We start from the raw sequence: 21,083 nt of genomic DNA, 5'->3' as shown, positions 1-21,083 counted from the left end.
CTCATTGTATTTATTTGATAAATCTACAAATTTAATGGGTTGATTTTACAGACTAGAGCGTGGTATTTATCTCTCAACTTAGTCTAGCACTATAGTTGTTTTCGTTTTTTTTTAAATCTGTGGAAAACTCATTGTATTTATTCTATAAATCTACCAACTTAATTTGTTGATTCTACAGACTAGCTCGTGGTATTTATCTCTAAATTTAGTCTAGCACTATAGTTGTTTTCGTTTTTTTTAAATCTGTGGAAAACTCATTGTATTTATTTGATAAATCTACAAATTTAATGGGTTGATTTTACAGACTAGAGCGTGGTATTTATCTCTCAACTTAGTCTAGCACTATAGTTGTTTTCGTTTTTTTTTAAATCTGTGGAAAACTCATTGTATTTATTCTATAAATCTACCAACTTAATTTGTTGATTCTACAGACTAGCTCGTGGTATTTATCTCTAAATTTAGTCTAGCACTATAGTTGTTTTCGTTTTTTTTAAATCTGTGGAAAACTCATTGTATTTATTTGATAAATCTACCAACTTAATTTGTTCATTCTACAGACTACCTCGTGGTATTTATCTCTCAACTTAGTCTAGCACTATAGTTGTTTTCGTTTTTTTTAAATCTGTGGAAAACTCATTGTATTTATTCTATAAATCTACCAACTTAATTTGTTGATTCTACAGACTACCTCGTGGTATTTATCTCTAAATTTAGTCTAGCACTATAGTTGTTTTCGGGTTTTTTTAATCTGTGGAAAACTCATTGTATTTATTCTATAAATCTACAAACCTAATTTGTTGATTCTACAGACTAGAGCGTGGCATTTATCTCTAAATTTAGTCTAGCACTATAGTTGTTTTCGGTTTTTTTTAATCTGTGGAAAACTCATTGTATTTATTCTATAAATCTACCAACTTAATTTGTTGATTCTACAGACTAGAACGTGGTATTTATCTCTCAACTTAGTCTAGCACTATAGTTGTTTTCGGGTTTTTTCAATCTGTTGAAAACTCATTGTATTTATTTGATAAATCGAAAAACTTAATTTGTTGATTCTACAGACTAGAACGTGGTATTTATCTCTCAACTTAGTCTAGCACTAAAGTTTTTTTCTGGCTTTATATATTTTTTATCATATTTATTCAGGTTGATTTTTCAGTATAAACTAATTTTTATTGATGAATTTGATATTGCTCCAAGAATTTCACATCCATCTACAAACTACTTAAAATTCACTGCTTTTTATTCCATGTCATTCCAAAACCTTGTCTTGGATATACTTTAAGAGGTAATTTAGACTTAAATGAACGACCATCTAAATCAAAGTAAGTTATTGAAATATCAATACTTGAACCAGGTTTTAACCATCGAGTTCTAAGAGTAGATCCAAAAGCAGTAGATAACTTTTCACCATTTTCTAATAAAAGAATTTCACTTTTTCGATCAAAACAATTCTCAATTTGTTCAATCTTGAATTTTCTGGTAGCTTCATCGTCAGTGTTAATTCCATCTTCAAAAATATTTTTAATTTGCTCTGGTGAAGAATGTAAACGAATCCTTAATGCTGGACGATTTCCTATATTTGATACTACTAAATCATACATAATTTTCCCATTGCTAAGTTCATTTATATCAATATATGCAACAATAATTGGTCGATTTGACTGTATCCAATTTAGTCGCGTAAAGTATAATGATACCAATGAAATGATAATAGCAAAAAGGGAGAATAATGTTCCAAAAAACAATAATAATGTTCTTATATCGTCTGATGAAAAAATCATACAAATCAAATATATAGTAATCCTATTTTCTTCTTGTCAAAAATATTGCCTTTTTTTGGGAATAGGGAATAGGCAATGGGCAATAGAGAAGCATTTCGTAATTGATTTCTAGTTTTTGAATTATTACAACCTATTTAGAATTGCTATAGTGTGAAAAAGTCTTAAATATTCTGCCAATTTTAGTTTTAGAGCATTTTATATTTTTAGACAATTATCAAGTATCAAGCCATCAAAACCAGGTAAACAGAAAACAGAATTAATTACTATTTTTTTAATTTGTCATATACAAATCACTGATAACTGTTATTAATTCTATTGAACTATCAATAATATTGAGTAAATTATTACTCTGTTTAAACTATTAACTGTTAACTAATAACTCTTAACTGATAACTAATAACTGATAACTGATAACTGAATATCAGCGTTGTAAATTTCTTGGATCTAGAGCATCTCGCAACCCATCTCCTAATAAATTAAAAGCTAATACAGTCAGAATAATCAATAATGCTGGAGGCCATACTAACCAAGGTTGTAATACTAAAATTGAAGCATTCGTGGCCAAAGATAACATATTTCCCCAGGAGGGATCTGGTTGTTGAATACCTAAACCAATCAAACTTAAGACTGATTCTGAGATAATAAAACTAGGAATAGCTAAAGTTGCCGAAATAATTACATAAGTTGCGGTTTGTGGCAATACATGACGAACAATAATATAAAAAGAATTCGCCCCCATCGCTCTTACCGCTTGTACAAATTCTCGTTCTTTGATAGATAATACTTGTCCACGAATCACCCTAGCTAATCCTGCCCAACTAATAAATGAAGTAATCACCACAATTAACAGAAATCTTTGGGCACTGGTTAAACCAGGAGGTAATACAGCAGCAAGTGCCACTAATAAATATATACCTGGAATTGTCATTAATACTTCAGCGAAACGCATCAAAATACTATCTATCCAACCACCAAAGTAACCAGAAATTCCACCAATAATCATTCCCAAGGGAAAATAGATTGTAATTCCTACTAAACCAATAAACAAACTAATCCTACCACCAAAAAGTAAACGACTAAATTGGTCTCGCGCTTGTTCGTCAGTACCTAATAAATTAAATTTCCCTTCACCTGTGGTTCCAAATAAATGTCGATCCAAGGGCAAAATACCCAAGAGTTTATAGGGTGTTCCTTTGACAAATAAACCGATAAGGGATGGTTGATCCAAGTCTACATTTAATTCGCGGAGTCCAGTTTCTAAATCTACTGGCCCTTGAGTTGTGGGGTAAACGTGAGGCCCAATAAACTCACCTGCTTGATTTTGCCAGTAAATTTGAGTAGGTGGTAGTAGGGAACCATTGGGTTGAGATGTGTAGGGGTTGTATGGAGCAATAAAGTCAGCCACAATTACTACTAGATAAAAAATTAATAGTAATAATGCACCAAATCTTGCTAAAGGATTTTTTTTAAGATTTTTCCACCATTTCATAGATTTAATAGGGAGTAGGGAAGAAGAAAGATAAAGAACTATACTCTTACTAAATATAGACAGATTTTACAGCAAATTCCAAGTATGTTAAATATAGCAATCTTAATTTTATCCGTGTACAAAATTTCATTGCTTTTAGGGAACAGGTAAGAGTTTCACTTTTTTTATTTACTTTTTGATTGGTCACAACCTATTTAGGATTACTATATTAACATTTAGATGTTTTTCGTTCGGGCATCTTGCCCGCGAAAAGTGCACTTGATAAAGATGAAATATGCTGTGCAAAAGATGTTCTTTATGAAGAATAAATTTGCTGTACAAAAGGTATTTATCATCAATATGAAATCTACTGTATACTCATCAGAAAAATTATCTTAATAATTAGTGAGAAAAAAAATTCATTTTTACTGATAACTGGTAACTGAATTAAACTGATAAGTGTTCTTGATTAAGAATAAATTTGCTATGCAAAAGGTATTTATCATCAATATGAAATCTATATGAAATCTACTGTATATTCATCAGAAAAATTATTTTAATAATTAGTGAGAAAAAAAAATCTCATTTCTACTGATAACTTAACTAATACCAATTACCAAAAATAATGCTATACTTGCTCAAAACTTCAGTTATTAACTAATAAATCAGTAAGAGCAATGTTTTTAACAATTTGTTGCCATTAAATGAAGATATAAGATGTTTTTGAACCATACTCCCTACTCCCTACTCCCTCTGCTCAAGGAGATGTAGCAAGAATGCCTGAGAAATGGTATAAGCTGATAACTGATAACTGAATTAAACACCAATCTTTTGAGAAGGATCATGCTCCACGACAAATACATTTGAGTAAAGATTAGCAATTATTTGCTTACCTTGCTGTGTTAGTGATAAATATTTCAGAGCTTTTTCTATATAAGGATGAACTCCTTGCCAAAAAAATTGGGAATAATTATCAAGTAGATCGCTGGGATTTTTATATCCTACCTTTTTGTTAAAACCTGTCTCTTCAAATTCATAAAATAGATAACCTATTTTCTTGAGATAACGGGGGTCACTTAACTGACCTATTAAATCTGCTGCCCGTACTAAACCTGGATAATTAACAGTATTTTGATGATCTGATTCTTTCGGAACAGGAAAGCGTGTTAATTCAATATTCTGTTTAATTATTTCTACATCAATTAGTTTATGACCAGCAAATCTTTCATTAATAAATAATTTGGCTCTATCCACATGATAAGGAGTTAAACTAGCATCAGTAGAACCTAAGGGTAAATTAACCATTTCATCTCCCCTACCTGTAGCATACCAACCTTTTTTATCTTGCCGACAAACTCCTTTTACATATCCAATATCATGGCAAACTAAAGAAATAATATAGTGTAGCCAATCTTCGCAGGCCACACCTCCTTCTCGAATATGTTTTCCCCTCAGAATTTCTTGGCCTACAAGAGTCACTAAGATAGTATGCTCAACATTATGATAAAGGGCATCACTATTGGCAATATTTTCTAGTGCCATATTTCCTGCCCAACCAATAATTTCTTCATAATTAGACTTATAACCACCATAAGTACGATGGTAGCCTTCCTTAATTTTTTCTACAAATGAATTAATTAGTATCTCAGTAGCATTAAACATATTTTCTACTTAACTGATTTAGATTTTTTTGCTTTGATTTTTATTGTAGTTGTTTGTTGATTTTTTATTTATTTTTTTTGTATTGAGAATAACTGGTTGAAAATCCAAATGTTTGCCAAAAGTTTTTGCTAACTCCTCTAGTGATGTTTATAGTTATATTTCTTGGGGTTTGGTGATAATTACCTTTCTATTCTTAGCGATTCCTTCGCGTATAATTTAGTTTCCTGTTTTCGAGTTTTTTCAAAAATGCTGTTTTGTTACCATAACCTGCATCAATTAAAATTATTCTCGGACTTTGGCCTCTGTTTAGAGTACGGTCTATTAACTTGATTCCTATGTGTGGTTTTTTCTCAAATAATTTATCCTCTTTTCTTTCTGGTAAAGAACTAGAATATCGTTCCATTTTTAACAATAGAATTGCTGTTACAGCTAGGACATATTTATTGATAATTTGACATTTTTTTAAATAGTAGATACATATCTAGATTACCAGACTTTTCTTGTTCTATTTGCTGAAGACTACAAATAATTTACATGAAATTTGAAGCAGCGTTTTGCGGAGCGAGTTTAATTACCGAACAATTTTGGTTTAAAGCCTCCCCTTTTAAGAGGATAATCAATAAAAATTTTCATGATTAGTCAATCCTATCAGTTTCAAGGAGAGTTAATTATTAATTATTCATTATTAATTATTAATTGTTTAAGGAGCTTTGCTTTAGCAATCGCTCCACAGATATAATTCATATTTTTTCTTTGGTAACCTCGAAATATTTTGGTGATTAATATTGAAAAATAATAATTTAGATTAGGCGATCGCTATATATACTATATATATTACTACTCAGTTATTAATTATCAGTTATCAGTTGCTCCAGGTCAAGCCTGATGCTTGAGACCTTATTTTTTCCTCATGTTAATTTTTGAGAGACAATCATTTTAAATTTTATCTTTCTTGATATCATTTGCCTAGGAATTTTATGTTTTAATTAATTACTTGCTTATCAGCTTTTGCGGAGTCCTAATAATGTTCAAAATTGAGAAGTATATCTTAACTGCTAAAATGTTACCGAAAAATCAAGGTTTAAAGCTTCTGCTTTCTCATTGATAAAAAAACAAAAAAATTTATTTTAACCAATTCTCTTCTTTTTAAGAAGAGGTAATTAAGTGCCTATGCATGCATTAATTACCTATTTTGTTCCTAAATTCTCAAGCACTTTTTTGAGATATTGAAGTAAGCTGTTCGGTGTCATTCTTTCTAAAAGCTTTCTCCTTTCTGGATTGAAGTATTTCATAAATCTCATAATCTCATAAATATGTATTTAGCTTTTTTACTATATATTCCTATTGCTAAATATGTGTAATTAATTTTGCACAACTACTTATTAATTATTAATTATTGAAAAAACTAGCTTATAAGTAGTCGGACATAAATCAACAAGTCTGTGTTAAAAAATGTCAAATAATCGTTAAAAAATGTAAAAAAAAATGAATAATTTTTATGCTAACAGCATTTGAGTTATATTTACAAAACTTTATTGTAGAAATAATTCTTGAAAATGGTATTCATTAATATAATATGCTATGATAAATAAATGGAGAGAAGAGTAGTTAATAGCTCGCAGAAGACTATGAATTAAAAATCAGCAAATCAGGAAATAGTGCGAGGTATATAGAAATAAATTTGTCTTCTCCCAATAACAAAAGAGGCATATTTTTCTTGAAGTCAAGGAGGTGTTGATATGTCTAGTTCCGTTTATACCGAGCCAAAGTATATTCTCATCAATACTGAGCAAAAAAAATCTCAGCAGATAAAGCAGAAGAAGAAGCATAAACAAAAAAGAGCTAACATCATACCTAAAGCCAAAAGCGAAGAAAATTCATTGGATGAATATTTGCATACATCAGGCCATGAATCTTTTCAGGATTTACTGGTTAGATTTATTTATGGATTTATCCTTCCTTTGTGATTTTCAGATGTTTCTTTGACAAATTCATTGCTCATTTGACTAGACTTAATTTAATCATTTTTCCTCTTTATGGAAATTTATCAATTTAATGCCCGTCCAGTACAAGCACTTAGTAATAGGAAAGTGGAAATTTGTCAATAAGTATTTAGGCGTTGCACAATTGAGACGATAAGCGTGGACAATTCTCCCGTAGTTGCCTAAAACCTTAGTTAGTAGATAAACACAGAAACAAAGCTTCTACAAACTAATTATTGCCTTGAATCTGCAACACCTAATTATTTATTACTTGAAGTTAAATTCCTATTTAATTCAACCTAAAACCCACAATCTTCTTCACGCTTTTTCTAAAGGGGCCATTGTTAAACCTGCTCGACTCAACTGCTGATGGTACAATTCTGCCTGTTCTAGAGGTCCTACCCAGACGATCGCTTGGCCTTCGTTATGTACCTGATGAGTCAGTTCCCAAGCGCGATCGCTAGTCATACCGGGAATATATTTTTGTAGACATTCAGCAACGTGCTTAAATGTATTGAAATCGTCGTTTAAAACAATTACTTTATAGTTGGGATATGGTTTGTTAACAACTTGACTAGACTGTCTAGGAGCGAGAGTTGTGGAGGAACTACCCCCTGCTGCAACTGCTATATTTTCTGCAATTGCTGTGATGGAATTTTCAGGACTCATACTAATATTCTCCTTCATACATCAATAAAATTATAAAATTAAATTGGGATAATTTATATACATTTTAGCTGGTTAACGTTGACAAACGGTTCTTCTTATTGTCACCTTAATTTTATAAACGCTCCAATGCTACCGGAGATGATATAAGAAGTAATTATTGAGTGGATTTGAGCATTTATAAATGTCTGCACCTAAAATCCGGTTATATAATAATTGCAAAATTACTTCCTTTTAAAAAGATGTTCTATTGAAGACGAATTTAATAAATTCATGCTATTCAAATCCAATATTCTCCTAATATCACATCCGCTCTTCATGGAAGCGTTATCAGAAACCGGGTTTGTGGGAGGTTAATGTTAATATTGTCAGGCATTTTATACTTTCCCCGGTTTCTCTGCTTTTTACGCGACCAAAAAACTTTCTCCCGTAAGTACCTCTTCTTTCCTTTTTATTCTAATAGAATATCTACAAATTGCTATAAATCTTTCCCGTAGGAATAGAAGCAATAAGTTGGCGTGTATATTCCCGTTGTGGTTGATCATAAACTTGTTCGGCAGGACCAATTTCTTCAATTTTGCCTTGATTCATTACCACGATCCGATCGCTCATAAATTTCACCACACTCAGATCGTGGGAAATAAAAATGTAAGTCAACCCAAACTCATCCTGCAATTCTTTTAATAAATTCAGGACTTGCGCTTGCACCGAAACATCTAAAGCAGAAACAGACTCATCACAGATAATTAACTTAGGATTCAATGCCAAAGCACGGGCAATACAAATCCGTTGACGTTGCCCCCCAGAAAAAGCATAAGGATAACGACTTAACGAGTCAGCAGTTAATCCCACCCTTTCTAATAAATATGCTGCGCGATCGCGCCTCACTTTCTTATTACCTACACCGTGAATTAACATTGGTTCCATTACTGCGGCGCCAACAGTTAAGCGGGGATCTAGGGAACCAAAGGGATCTTGAAAAATAATTTGCATATCCCGTCGTAAACTCTGCAATATTCCTGAGTATGGGTTTGTAATTTCTTGCTCCTCAAAAAATACCTGCCCACTTGTAACTGGAATTAATTGGAGTATTGCTCTCGCTAAAGTACTTTTACCACAACCAGACTCTCCTACTAAACCCAAAGTTTCACCGCGAGCAACAGCAAAAGAAACATCATTAACTGCCATAAATAGACGTTTAGTTTGACCAAACATTCCTTTGACTGGGAACCCGACTCGTAAATGATTAACTTCCAAGATGGGATTTTCAGTTGTTTGAGGAACTGTTTCCTCTGCCAAATCTAGATTTTGTTGTTGTGTTATTACTGTCTTTTTTTCCCGAATTTCTATTTCTCCAGTGGAATTTATTACCTTTTCCATGAAATCAGAAACAGTAGGTAGACGCAAAACTTTACTATCTAGGGGAGGACGACAAGCTAATAAACCTTTTGTGTAAGGATGCTGTGGTTGAGAAAATATTTGCTTGATGTCACCATATTCAACTATTTTGCCTTGATACATTACTGCTACGGTATTAGCTACTTCGGAAATTACTCCCAAGTCGTGGGAGATAAATATCACTGACATTCCCCTGGTTTCTCCTAATTCCCGCAACAAGTCTAAAATTTTTGCTTGAACAGTAACATCTAAAGCTGTTGTCGGTTCATCTGCAATTAATAAGGTAGGGTTGCAAGAAATCGCCATTGCTATCATCACCCGTTGAATTTGACCTCCAGAAAGTTCGTGGGGATAACGATCTAAGATTGCTAGCTTTTTTTGGTTGACTTGCAGCATAATTTGGCGCTCGCTTACCTCTTCTACTTGACTAACAGCAGGTTTATCTGAACCATTTACTATTGTTGCTAGTTCCGGTTTAGATTTTACCTGTGCTAAATTTTGACTATTCTGAGTTATTTCCTCCAGAGATTTTTGTCGCAATACCTCATCACTGGGGAGAAGTTTTACTTCTTGAAGTAGGGATGCTGCTTGACGTCGTGCTTCTGCTGCTGAAACATTTTGATGAAATCTAATAGCTTCTGTTAACTGAAATCCTATAGTGTAAACTGGGTTTAAAGAACTCATCGGTTCTTGGAAAATCATCGAAATTTTTCCACCCCGGTATTGTTGCTTTTCCTGTTCTGGTAATTGTAATAAATTTACTGATTGAGAGTTTTGTTCATTTTTTTCGGAATTATTAAACCAAATTTCACCGCTAATTTGGCAAGATTTTTCTAGTAGTAAACCCATAGTTGCTAGAGATGTGACAGATTTTCCCGAACCTGATTCTCCAACAATTCCTAGGGTTTGCCCTTTCTTAACAGTAAAAGATATACCATCAACTGCTTTTACCAGTTTTTCTTCAGTTATAAATTGAACTTTGAGATTACGAACATCTAATACAATATTAGTCATTATGATTTAGAAATTAAATACCAATAATTCAGTTAACATAGGTAACTAATTATATCAAATATAGCGCTAGGGAATAGGGAATAGGTAATAGGGAATAGTAAACTGTTACAAACTTTTCCTAGGTCATGCTGCGCAAACAGGATTTAGAAATGTCCTAACCTTAATGCGTAGCGCTATATATAGCAAGATTATTATTGCTATTAGTAGTTAGCCAAAAAGTCAGACCTTTTTCCTAAATAGGTATTGTAAAGTTTTATTAATTTTATAGAAAAACATAGGAAAACAACTAAAAATATCTTAGACTGAGAAAGGATTGCAGAACAGCTCGTTAAATGTTTACAGGAGGGATAATACAGTTAGTAGAACGTACTATCATTAAAAAAAATAATCTGGTGTCAAATACAATTAGTCATGTCAATGTTCGTTTAAATACCAATAAGAAAAGTAGTCCCAAACGCTTTTAGCAATGGGATAGAGGGTGTTGTAGTTCACCCCGTTAAGGTAACACTTAATTAAAACTAAGTCAAGGAATATTTTTCTATAGATTTAGTAACTATTGCATAATCTAGATATGAATTATATTAGAATTAATCCTCATCATTGAAGTGCCACACAAGTAGTGGCGCGTCAAGCTTGAAAATGTGGATTAAAAAACCTAACTCCCCAACCCCACAACTATCCCCCCTTGCCCCCCGATGATGCGCTATCCTTTATAAGGAACTCCTGAAACCCTTGTAGAGAGGATGGGGAGGATGGGGAGGATGGGGAGGATGGGGAGGATGGTCCGTAAGAATCCTGTCTACATGGATAAAAAAGCGTATTTTTCAATACACTTTTCTCCTGAAAAAGCCGATTCAAGACAAAACCATAACTTGTCTATGTTGTCAAGTTTTATGTTAAGAAATATGTTTATAAAGCATAGCTTTGAAAGGGGGGAGGAGGGAAGGGGGTGAAGCTCCCCTCTCACTCATCAGGAGAGGGGGAGGGGCAGGGGGGAGAGGTCTTCTAGGTGGTTCGCTCAAATACCCACAATTTTAGTCTTGACACGGCAGTAGGGTTTGCTGAAAAAATTGGTTGATCAGGGTAGGACACGGGGACGGGTCGATTGGGGTTAAGCGGAGATGGGGAAATAGGTAACGGTTTCGGCCATTTTATGTGAAGAAATTTTCTGTTTAAATTCCAGTATTTTGAGGCAAAACTAGCTAATAACTAGGAGATAAATTGAATATAAAAAGCTCCATTACTTTAGCTATCCTGACTTTTAGATTTATTCAGCAAGCCCTAAGTATAACATTCAGGCATAGTAATTGGTATAATATTATGCCTAAAAAAAGAGTAACCCTATATTTGACATATTTTTAGTTGTTTTTAAATATGTAGATAAATATCTATAATTACCAGACTTTTTCTGTTCTATTTGCTGATAATTACAAATAATTATAGCACTACGCATTAAGGTTAGGAAATTTCTAAATCCTGTCCCTAGCGCGTAGCACTATAACATAAAATTTGAAGTAGCGTTTCTCGGAGCGACTTGAATTGTGGAGCTTTACTTTAGCGATCGCTCCACAAATATAATCCATATTTTTTCTTTGGTAACCTCTAAATATTTTAGTGATTACAGCGGTTTTCATTTGGGTAGAACACAGTAGGGGCGATTCGCTTGCTCGCCCCTACAGGGTTTTGGTTATGGCGATGTGGTTCATAAAGAAAGAAAAGCGCTGTAATATCTAAAAAATAATAATTTATATTAAGTTATCACGACATATATACCACTACCTTTACTTTAACTCAACAAAAAGGCGCTCTCTGTTAGTGGGGTTTTAACCCCTAGCTATAAAAGCTGATAGCTAGTTAATTAAGCGGGAACTTGGGAACTTTCTCGGATTAAAATAATTCTAAATATTCTAGGTAGTTTAACTTTTATTCTTGCTCGGAACTATGAATATTAAAGCTTTAGTTCGTACTATTCAACTATGTCCCCAGAAACTAATATCCCAGTCTTTATTCGTCGTAACTTTGTCTACATTAGGCTTGACGATCGGCATAGTACCTAAAATTCCCAACTCATCATCAACTTCTATATTTGATACAGCAGTTTATGCTCAAGAATCTTTCACAGATATAGCAGTTACTGCCGAAGAAATAAATAAGTATGCTATTTCAGTATTACAAATAGAGAACTTAAGAATAGGAGTATATAGAGAAATTCAAAATGAATTTCAAAAACGAAGTTCCGGAGGTTCTGTTCCACCAATAATTTGTAATCAGAAAAGTAGTGTTAATACCTTACCACAAAATGTTAAGGTAATTGCTGTGAATTACTGCAATAAAGCTAAAGAAATTATTGAAGGAAATGATTTGACAGTTTCTCGGTTTAATGAAATTACACAGATCCAAAGAAAAGATGAAACTTGGCGAGCAAAAATTCAAACTCAGTTGATCCGTATTCAACAACAACAACAAATTGATAATTAATAAGCCATACTGTTTATGGAAGTCAAAAGTCATTTTAGTTATCAGTTCCGAGCGCTGAACTTGGAGACTGGAAATCTGAAATTTCCTTTTTTATCCCCTTGAAAGGACAGGTTGTCAAGTTATGTGACGCTTTGTATCAGTTTTATAGAGCAGCTAACCTTGATATTATGGAAAAAGATGCTAGAAGGATGGGTGGCGATCGCCCTTTTGTTTTGACTAAGTTGAAGACAAAAGTAGGTTGAGAGCAAGTATTAGATTTGATCCAAAAGTATCTAATTTCAGATTAATTTGATTTTTGTAATCCCACAAACTTAAAACATGAATAATATTTGGCAACGTTTGAAACGTTTACCTTGGCAAGAACTCTCTTTAGTTAGTTTGATTGCTACTTTGACAGTAGCAGCTTCAGAAGTTATGTTAATTCTGAGCCTGAGAAATTCTTTTTTGATTCTGAAACCATTGAATATGTTATTTTCATCTCCTGTTTTTGGGGTATTAATACCCATAGGAGTAGCAGTAGGAATGGGAGCATTAGCAGTTTATTTATTGGAATGGTGGCAGAAAAAATGGTTACTGAATAATTCTAGTCTTTGGGCGCTAGTTTTATGTTTATTTATCGGTTTATTGTTAAAATCTTTATTTCCTTTGCTCAATCTATTGGTAACTGCCTCTAGAGCTTCATTAATAAGTTTAGCTATAGGGGTTTTCTGGAAAGGGCGGCCTTATTGGCGACGGTAAATAATATTTTAGGAGTCAGGAGTCAGGAGTCAGGAGTCAGGAGAAAGAAAAGATTTGAATAGGATGAAATTTTAAATTAGTATTCATGGTTAACATCTGTATTAAGATGAAGTAATTTTGCGATTACTGTATAACCGGATTTTATATAAGAGGGATAATATAGTCGTCGAAGCAAAGGTTAGGACAGTTCTAAATCCTATTTGCGGAGCATTTCCCTATAAGAAAAACCTTTTGATAGTACCCTGCTCCCTGTTCCCTATTCCCGATTCAAGTAGCGCTATAACGATTATTTGATTGCCATATTCCCATCTCCCCACCCCATCATAAGTATATAGGCAAACAAAAATGAAATTTGGTATAATTAAGATATTTTAAAGAAAAATAAGTCTAGTTAATAATCTTAAAAAAGTCTATATTTATATATAGAAATAGTATATAAAAATTTGCTTAATTTTACTTTTTAGATAACTATCTTTTTATGTAAACTTACTGAATATTCTACTAAATTATAGAGAATAATTATTTTTTAACTTTCAATTATTAAATTTCTGAATTAACAAATTTTTTTAATAAAAGCTAGCTATTTTCAACAAAAATTAAAAGACTTCATAGAATTTTCATAATATCCTCATAGAAAATTAAAGCAATTATGAAAGTTTGCCATAACAGGCCAATTTAACTATGCAATGGGTGACTTTAAAGTTAAAGTAGAAATATATTGATAGAGCTAAATTTATATAGGACTATCTGATTATGAGCTCAATTACAAGTATTTCACCAGAAGTTGCTTCAGCACATCATAACTATTTAGATCAGCTACTACAACCAATTAGAAGATATCTGGATGGTATAGAAGTAAACAATCCAAAAATGGCACATTGGTTATGTCAATTAATTCCGGCTCAATGCCCTTTTGAGAGAGATATAATATTATTTGGGCATCTACTTTTTCACATTCCTCCTATGTGTAAACTTAATCCTTTTTACGAACAATTTATCGGCTTACGATTTCGGGCTTTAACTTTTCTGGCAGATGTTTATGGAGAGGATGTTACCAGGTATTGTTGAAATCTATTTCTGATTTTAAATTGTTTGGTTTTTGTTTAGTTTTTAGTGAGTAAGGGAACAGGAAACAGGGAACAGGGAACAGAACAAAATCCTCATGCATTGCTGTAAGTATTGTAATAAAAGCCCAGTTTCAAGGAAGAAATTGGGTTTTTTTAACATTTAATATAAAATCCGGTTATACAGTAATCGCAAAATTACTTTCTCTTAATAGACTTCTCCAAAAATGAAAAATAAAATCAATTCTTGTCTATAAATTATCAATTACTCCTCCCTGTTCCCAGTTAAGTGTTCCCTGTTCCCTCTTTTCTGGAGATGTCTAATACAGATGTTAAGCATGAATACAAATTTAAAAATTCATGCTATTCCAATCTTTTCTTTCTCCTCTACGGGCGATTTCCGTTTGTCATGCTCATAATTACGCGGAAAGCGACAGCATTCGGAACGAAATCGCCCCTACGACCCCTGACTCCTAGAGTGATACGATAACTAATTACCCGGATTCTATATAATAGACATCTCCAAAAATAAAAAATGAAATCAATTCAAGATATGAAATCAACAATTTCATTCCCTGTTCCCTGTTCCCTATTCCCTATTCGCGCTTCGCGTAGCGCTATACAACAAAGCCTAGAAATGCTATGAATATACAAGCAATAAAATACTGGAACTCTCCTGTTTAACTTTTAGGAGAATCCCAGTAATGGGAGTTTTATTTTTTTGTTCCTTATCTCAAGTAACATTAATTAACCGCAAAGTAGAGACCTTTCGCTGCGCGACATGAAACGCATTTTTGTTATGCAAGGTCTCTACGAGATTGGGGAAAGATTGTTTATTACAGTTATTTATGAGACATGATATTAGAATTTATATGTAGATGCAATTATAGTTTAATGAAATTTCTTACTTAGACTGACGACGACGGGAAAGGAACATTCCACCACCGATGAATGCTAAAGCTGCAATGCTCCTAGGTAGTTTATAATAGGTATAACCCTAAATTAATTTCTTACTTAGACTGACGACGACGGGAAAGGAACATTCCACCACCGATGAATGCTAAAGCTGCAATGCTACTAGGTTCTGGTACTTGCACTCTTGGTCCTGAATTTAAATCTTCATATAGTCCTCCAATTAGCTTATCACTTAGTCCTGCTGAAGTAACACTTTGAAAACGAGCTGCAGCAAGGATTGTGTTATTGTTAAAGGCATCCTCAAACCATTGTTCTGTATCAGTAGCACTCATATTTGTATCCAGAGTCAAAGATATTGTAGTTGACTTATTTTCTTCTAAAGCACCATTTGGATTACCACCATCAATGTTACTATTTTTAGAGAAGAAAATGTCATTAATATCGCTCAAATTCTGATTGTTCACACCATTAACCTTAGTGTTGCCATTGAGTGAATCATCTAACACTATATGTTTAAAAAAATTGTTTCCACTGTTGTTAGTTGCAGTAATGCCAAACTCAGTCGCTAGATCTCCTAGAGTCCAATCTAATCCAAAAGCCATTAACTTAGATTGCACCGGTCCGTTTGTGACATCCAATTGCAATTGAACATCATTGCCAACCTCGGAAAAGTTAAAATCAACTTTAGCATAAGCACCTGTAGGATTATTATTGGTACTACCATTACTATGCTCAAATTTCAATGTGAAAGCACTAGCACTAGGAGCAGCAATTAAAGAAGAACCTGCTGCTAAACCTGCTGCTAATAGAGAAGAGCTGATTAAAGTAGAAAAAGTTTTATTCATCTTCATTATTTTCCTTGTACGCTTTGTTGTAATTTTTAGGTTTGTAGGATATATGACAAAAATCAGAAACTTGTTTGACTTTTGCTTTTTTCCTTTCTTTTACTATCATGCACAATTTTTATAGAAGATGCAATAGCTAAAGACAAATCTTTTTCAAAATAACATAATTATGTGTTTATTCTAACTTGTTTTTATTAAAATTACTTCAAAAAAACCGATAATACTGATGAAAATTATCTAGATTTAGGTTAGATGATTCATTATTTTGTAGTGGTCTAGTGATATTACTTAAATGAATCCCGAAAGCTTTTTTTGAAGAGGAGGAAATTTGATTGATTTGTCAAGCTATATATTATAGCACGTAGCGCTAGGGAATAGGGAACAGGGAACAGGGAACAGCCGATTATCAAAGGCTTTCAGGATTTATAAATGTCCTAACCTTTGCTTCGACTGCTATAAGAGAAAAAGTTACTGTATCTATTTTCTAAAGTAGGAAGATTGTATATGGCCAACAGTTAATGTGGCCTGTGATATCAAATCCGGTTAAACAGTTATAGATTGGTTAAGTATTTAGGAGTCAGGAGTCAGAAGTCAGGAGTCAGGAGTCAGGAGGAGAGAGAATCACAAAGATTTAGTAGTTGTGACGATTGGATATTTTTTTTATGTCCAATCAAACGGATTTGATATGACTGGCCGATCCCAAAGAGAGGATAAAAGTCCAACTATGAGCCTGTTAGTAGTAGGGCTTCAGCCCAATATTTAGAAGATAGACTAAAGTCCAACTACGAGCCGAAAAGCTAGACGCGCTACTACCCTCTAAACACAAAATTATCAGCGTCAAGTGTAGGCGCATTTTCCAGGGTGACAAATAAACCGCCACTACCTAAACCTGGATTATTACCATTCTGGTTATAGAATAGATTACCGTTATTAGTATTGTAAACGATCGCGGCATCGTTAGTAGCAGCAGCAGCATCACTGGTGACAGTAGCAAATACATCATCAAAACTATCTCCATCTGCAATAGCAGTGAAAGTTGTTCTGTCTAGCAGAATAATATCCCGCTCCGCATCAAAATCAGTAATAGTATCCTGACCTAAATCATCTTGACTATAAGCTTGATTTGTGTTAAAGATAAAACGGTCAATACTGGCACCGCCACTCATTTCGTCATTTCCAGGACCACTATTGAAGCGATCGCGTCCTTGACCTCCCTGGAGAGTATCGTCACCAGCACCACCAAATAAGCGGTCATTACCAGGACGACCTTGCAATAGATCGTCGCCACCTCTACCATACAGGGAGTCATTGTCCAGACCACCAATTAAAGTATCATTAGCAGCACCACCAACCAGTGTCTGGTTCAGAACTGTATTCTGACGCTCAGACAAATTTTGAATTCGTCTGTCTCGCTCTGGAGGAACATCTCGGTCGGTAAAACTAGGGCTGCCATTAGGAGGAAAATTGACTGATAAATACTCAGCAAGGGCGTCTTGTTCGGAACCGTTATCAGTAAATTCAGCGTTGTTAGTTGCACCTGCTGGCAGTGTTTCATCTACCAAGTCAACCCGATTGTCACCAAACAGTGGGAAAGGATAACCATCACCTCCTCCTGCAAGGAAGTTGGGAGTCACCAGGCGAATTTCTCGATCTGGGTCTCCAACTATTTCACCATCACGAACTACAACATCTGCGATCTCTCCATTCTCACCTGTGATTGCCACACTCCTGATGCGCTCTCCTTCTGTTGCAATACCTGTAGCATTTTGATCAGCATCTCGCTCAAATTCGATAGCTTGTTGAGTGGCATCAAAACTGAAGGCAAGACCGCCCACCTGGGGAAACTGTCCGGGTCTTGCACCATCTGCGGTTGCTGCTACACCATGCTCCAGAATTTGTTTGAGTTCTTCTGCTGTAAGTGTTATTAGACTGAGGTCGTTATTGAAGCGTAGGGTATTCTCAATATCTAGCTGAGAAATTTGCCCTTCTTCTTTACCTACAAAAGGGTTTTCGGCAGGCGGTAACTGCACCAAATCATCGGAAGTACCGCCAGGAGGAATAAATGACTGACCGATATTGTCGCGGATAGAGCCACCATTTTTAAAGGAAACTACTACATCAGATTCATATTCTTGGGCAACAAATAGATTTGCATCTGCTGTGAGATTTCCTAAGTTAGTTTCTTCGGTGCGGATATTTCCTCTTGTACCGTTGAGGAATACATCTGTGGAACCGAAAATATTGCCGTCTCTTGCAGAAATATTCTCATTAATAGCATTTGTCACAGCTACTACTGTGGGGTCAGCTTCATTTTCTGGATCGACATCTTGTCCGAAAGCTCGGTCAACTCCCTCATCATCGGTAGCATAAGCACCACTTAATTCTTCGTTGAAATCAGTAATGATGCCATTTTCGTCAAAGTCAGCAATGAGGCGACCAACATATCGATAGTTGCCTTCAGTATTGACAACTAATACAGGTTCGTTGCTAGCGGATGTCAGTTGGAGGGGATATTGAGCATCGCGTTCGTCTCCCTCTCTTAGAATATCGTCTTCTGTCGCAAGGAGAGTATTGGAACCACCAGCAATGACAATATCAACACCTTCCAGAAGTTCTGCTAATTCTTGTTCAATGCTAATCTGCTGCATATGCGCTAGCAGAATTACTTTGTCAATACCTGTAGCAGTTAATTCATTTACTGTTTCTTGAATAATTTCAGCTAAAGCTTCGATATCATCACTATCTGGGGGGGTGACAACAACATCACCAGGAGAAGAAATGGAAGGTAACGCGGGGGTAGTTGCGCCGACAATACCTATTTCTTGTCCACCTACTTCGATAACAACGCTACCGGAAATTGTATTGGGTTGGGGGGTTCCGCTATCTGGTACAACAAAACCAGCAAGATTATCATCATTACTAAAGTCAAGGTTAGTGCTGAGATAGGGGAACTGAGTACCTTGATAACCTCCCGCATCAATTCCTGGTCCTGTAATTTCGGAGTTTGGTGCAATTAGGTTGGCAATGGTTCCTGTTCCTAGGTCAAATTCATGGTTTCCAAGAGCAATTGCTTGAAACCCAAGAGCATTATTGATAAGAATATCACCAATACCTGCTTCGCCATAAAGTTCATTACTATCACTAGCATTAAAGAATGGTCCGGGAATATAAATGTCTCCAGAAGATAATCTTAAAGTATTCTCAAAATCATCTTCTAGAGCGTTCATAACTGCGGAAAAATTAACAGCATCTTCTATTGCTGGAATACCGCCTTCTTGGTCTGCAGCATGAAGAATTTGTAGTTGGATTGGTTCCATGTATTTCGGAAAATTTCAAGATTTTTCTTCTCAAGAATATCCTAAAAGAATTAAGTAATATTTAAAAAAAGTTTGTCATTAGGTTAAAGATTGGTTAAAAAAACACAAGTACCTGGTCATAGTTAAAATTATTTGAATTGAAAGGTTTAGGTATCGGAGGCGTCGGATTGGCAAGGTACAGAATAGGTTTGGTAAATTTACTTACTGTAAATATTTTAAATTGAATTTTGTCTACCTATCTTAGTTTTAATATTTAATAAATAATGTTATTATGTAGCTAAGTAATTCAGCTCAATTTAGAGTAGAAAAAAACTATGAAACGGCGTAATTTTATTGGATATACTTTACTCTTTATTACCAGTTGTTCTGCAACGACAAATAATAATACTACTAGCTCACAAATAACCAACAAACCAGAAATACTGCGATTTGCAGTGACAGATGTTGTTGGTGAGGAAAAGTTGAGTGATTATGAGCAATTTCGTGCTCTTCTAGAAGAAGTATTAGCAACAAAAATTGAGTTTTTTCCAGTTGAGAGTTATGTTGCAGCGACAGCAGCTTTACAGTTAAATCAAGTAGATTTGGTATTAGCAGGACCATCGGAATATGTTGTGATTAATGCTAGGACAAATGCAATACCTTTAATTGCAGTGACTCGCCCTAATTATCATTCTGTGATTGTAGTTAGTGCGGATAGTCCGATTAAATCTGTTGCTGAACTGAAAGGTAAAACGATAGCAATGTCATATACGGGTTCTACAGGGGGGCATTTAGGCGTAACTAAATTACTGATGGAGGCAGGATTAGATCCTAAGTCCGATCTGGAAATTCTGATGTTAGGGGATGATGCTAGTCTAGAAAGTTTTAAACAAGGAAAGGTTGATGCGTAGGGAGCATCTAGTTCAGACTATGATTTTCTCCTGAGAACAGAAAATGCATCAGAAAATGATTTTCTGATCGTAGCTAAAAGTGGTTTGTTACCTAGTGATGTAATTATTATTAGTAATAAACTAAATTCTCGGGTAGTTGAAGAGTATAAAAATCTTATTGTTAATAATCAAGAACAATTAGTCGCAGCTTTAGCAAAAGGGAAATCTACAAAGAAATATAAAACTTCTAAACTTGTAGTTGCTAATGATGCTGATTACGATTTGATTCGTGATGTTTATCAGGCGATTGGAGAAGGTGGTTTAATTGCACCATAATCTATATTATTTAATTAATAATTAATAATTAATAATTAATAATTAATAATTATTCAGTCAAAGGGAACAGGGAGAAGTCATTGATAATCTATAGCAATCCTAAATAGGTTGCGGGTAATTAAAAAGTAGATAAAAAAGCTGAAACTCCTACCTATTCCCAGTTAAGTTTTCCCTAAAAGTGGTAAGATTTTTATACACAAATATATTAGAGGATTGCTAGATGGATAATAATAGATTATATTTTTGATTTTTGGATATCTCTATTAGGTTTGATTTAGGTAAAAATTTCTAGGTTTTAGGAAATACGGAATAGTTTAACAGGGAGCATCAAAGAAGAAAAATTTTAGTAAATAATAAATAGGGAATAGGGAATAGGGAACAGAGAGAAGTAATTTATAATTTATGGATAATAATTGATTCTATAGCATTTCTCATAAAGATGAGGTACAGTTACGATCCCCCTAAATCCCCCTTGAAAAGGGGGACTTTGAAGACTCCCCCCTTTTTAAGCTATGCTTTATAAACATCTTTCTTAACATAAAACTTG

At 34.2% G+C, this 21,083-nt stretch carries 14 protein-coding genes and 1 pseudogene; 7 read left to right on the top strand and 8 right to left on the bottom strand.

Annotated elements, in window-relative coordinates:
• Positions 1-1,232: 1,232 nt before the first annotated feature.
• From F6K40_RS21935 to F6K40_RS21920, 4 genes and pseudogenes are all read right to left on the bottom strand, one after another.
• Positions 1,233-1,784 (bottom strand): hypothetical protein, encoded by a 552-nt coding sequence (locus F6K40_RS21935; RefSeq protein ID WP_293139227.1) that lies wholly within the window; start codon positions 1,782-1,784, stop codon positions 1,233-1,235.
• A gap of 421 nt (positions 1,785-2,205) precedes the next feature.
• Positions 2,206-3,273: an ABC transporter permease gene (locus tag F6K40_RS21930; RefSeq protein ID WP_293139226.1), complete on the bottom strand. Its 1,068-nt coding sequence runs from the start codon at positions 3,271-3,273 to the stop codon at positions 2,206-2,208.
• A gap of 795 nt (positions 3,274-4,068) precedes the next feature.
• Entirely contained in the window at positions 4,069-4,914 is an 846-nt protein-coding gene (locus F6K40_RS21925; protein WP_293139225.1) for an Npun_R2479 family HD domain-containing metalloprotein, read from the bottom strand.
• 168 nt (positions 4,915-5,082) lie between these two features.
• A pseudogene (locus tag F6K40_RS21920) lies at positions 5,083-5,305 on the bottom strand (transposase); the annotation flags it as partial.
• A gap of 1,348 nt (positions 5,306-6,653) precedes the next feature.
• Between F6K40_RS21920 and F6K40_RS21915 the strand changes: the two are divergent.
• Positions 6,654-6,881: a hypothetical protein gene (locus tag F6K40_RS21915; protein WP_293139223.1), complete on the top strand. Its 228-nt coding sequence runs from the start codon at positions 6,654-6,656 to the stop codon at positions 6,879-6,881.
• 333 nt (positions 6,882-7,214) lie between these two features.
• Here F6K40_RS21915 and clpS read toward each other — a convergent pair whose 3' ends face one another.
• Both clpS and F6K40_RS21905 read right to left on the bottom strand, forming a co-directional pair.
• Positions 7,215-7,565: an ATP-dependent Clp protease adapter ClpS gene (clpS, locus tag F6K40_RS21910; RefSeq protein ID WP_293139222.1), complete on the bottom strand. Its 351-nt coding sequence runs from the start codon at positions 7,563-7,565 to the stop codon at positions 7,215-7,217.
• Positions 7,566-8,030: 465 nt separating this feature from the next.
• A complete protein-coding gene (locus F6K40_RS21905) occupies positions 8,031-9,974 on the bottom strand; it encodes an ABC transporter ATP-binding protein (RefSeq protein WP_293139221.1) in 1,944 nt (647 codons plus the stop codon).
• 1,941 nt (positions 9,975-11,915) lie between these two features.
• On the opposite strand from F6K40_RS21905, the gene F6K40_RS21900 reads away from it, so the two are divergent.
• The 4 genes from F6K40_RS21900 (at position 11,916) to F6K40_RS21885 (ending at position 14,258) form a co-directional block, all read left to right on the top strand.
• Positions 11,916-12,452: a DUF4168 domain-containing protein gene (locus F6K40_RS21900; RefSeq protein ID WP_293139220.1), complete on the top strand. Its 537-nt coding sequence runs from the start codon at positions 11,916-11,918 to the stop codon at positions 12,450-12,452.
• 98 nt (positions 12,453-12,550) lie between these two features.
• Positions 12,551-12,694, top strand: a complete 144-nt coding sequence (locus F6K40_RS21895) for a hypothetical protein (RefSeq protein WP_293139219.1) — start codon at positions 12,551-12,553, stop codon at positions 12,692-12,694.
• A gap of 76 nt (positions 12,695-12,770) precedes the next feature.
• On the top strand, positions 12,771-13,190 hold the full coding sequence (locus tag F6K40_RS21890; protein ID WP_293139218.1) for a peptide chain release factor 1: 420 nt from the start codon (positions 12,771-12,773) through the stop codon (positions 13,188-13,190).
• A 753-nt stretch (positions 13,191-13,943) separates the two neighbouring features.
• Entirely contained in the window at positions 13,944-14,258 is a 315-nt protein-coding gene (locus F6K40_RS21885; RefSeq protein WP_293139217.1) for a Mo-dependent nitrogenase C-terminal domain-containing protein, read from the top strand.
• Positions 14,259-15,264: 1,006 nt separating this feature from the next.
• Here F6K40_RS21885 and F6K40_RS21880 read toward each other — a convergent pair.
• Entirely contained in the window at positions 15,265-16,014 is a 750-nt protein-coding gene (locus F6K40_RS21880) for a PEP-CTERM sorting domain-containing protein (RefSeq protein WP_293139216.1), read from the bottom strand.
• Between the two features lie 809 nt (positions 16,015-16,823).
• Entirely contained in the window at positions 16,824-19,331 is a 2,508-nt protein-coding gene (locus F6K40_RS21875) for a bifunctional metallophosphatase/5'-nucleotidase (protein ID WP_293139215.1), read from the bottom strand.
• 314 nt (positions 19,332-19,645) lie between these two features.
• On the opposite strand from F6K40_RS21875, the gene F6K40_RS21870 reads away from it, so the two are divergent.
• On the top strand, positions 19,646-20,221 hold the full coding sequence (locus tag F6K40_RS21870; protein WP_293139214.1) for a PhnD/SsuA/transferrin family substrate-binding protein: 576 nt from the start codon (positions 19,646-19,648) through the stop codon (positions 20,219-20,221).
• 84 nt (positions 20,222-20,305) lie between these two features.
• The gene (locus F6K40_RS21865) at positions 20,306-20,536 is read left to right on the top strand and encodes a hypothetical protein (RefSeq protein ID WP_293139213.1); all 231 of its coding nucleotides are present in this window, start codon (positions 20,306-20,308) and stop codon (positions 20,534-20,536) included.
• Positions 20,537-21,083 lie beyond the last annotated feature (547 nt).

The sequence above is a fragment of the Okeania sp. SIO3I5 genome (genome assembly GCF_010672085.1).
Lineage (GTDB): Bacteria > Cyanobacteriota > Cyanobacteriia > Cyanobacteriales > Microcoleaceae > Trichodesmium.
The sequence above is the reverse complement of the archived record's forward strand: the minus strand, read 5'-3'. Positions and strand labels throughout refer to the sequence as shown.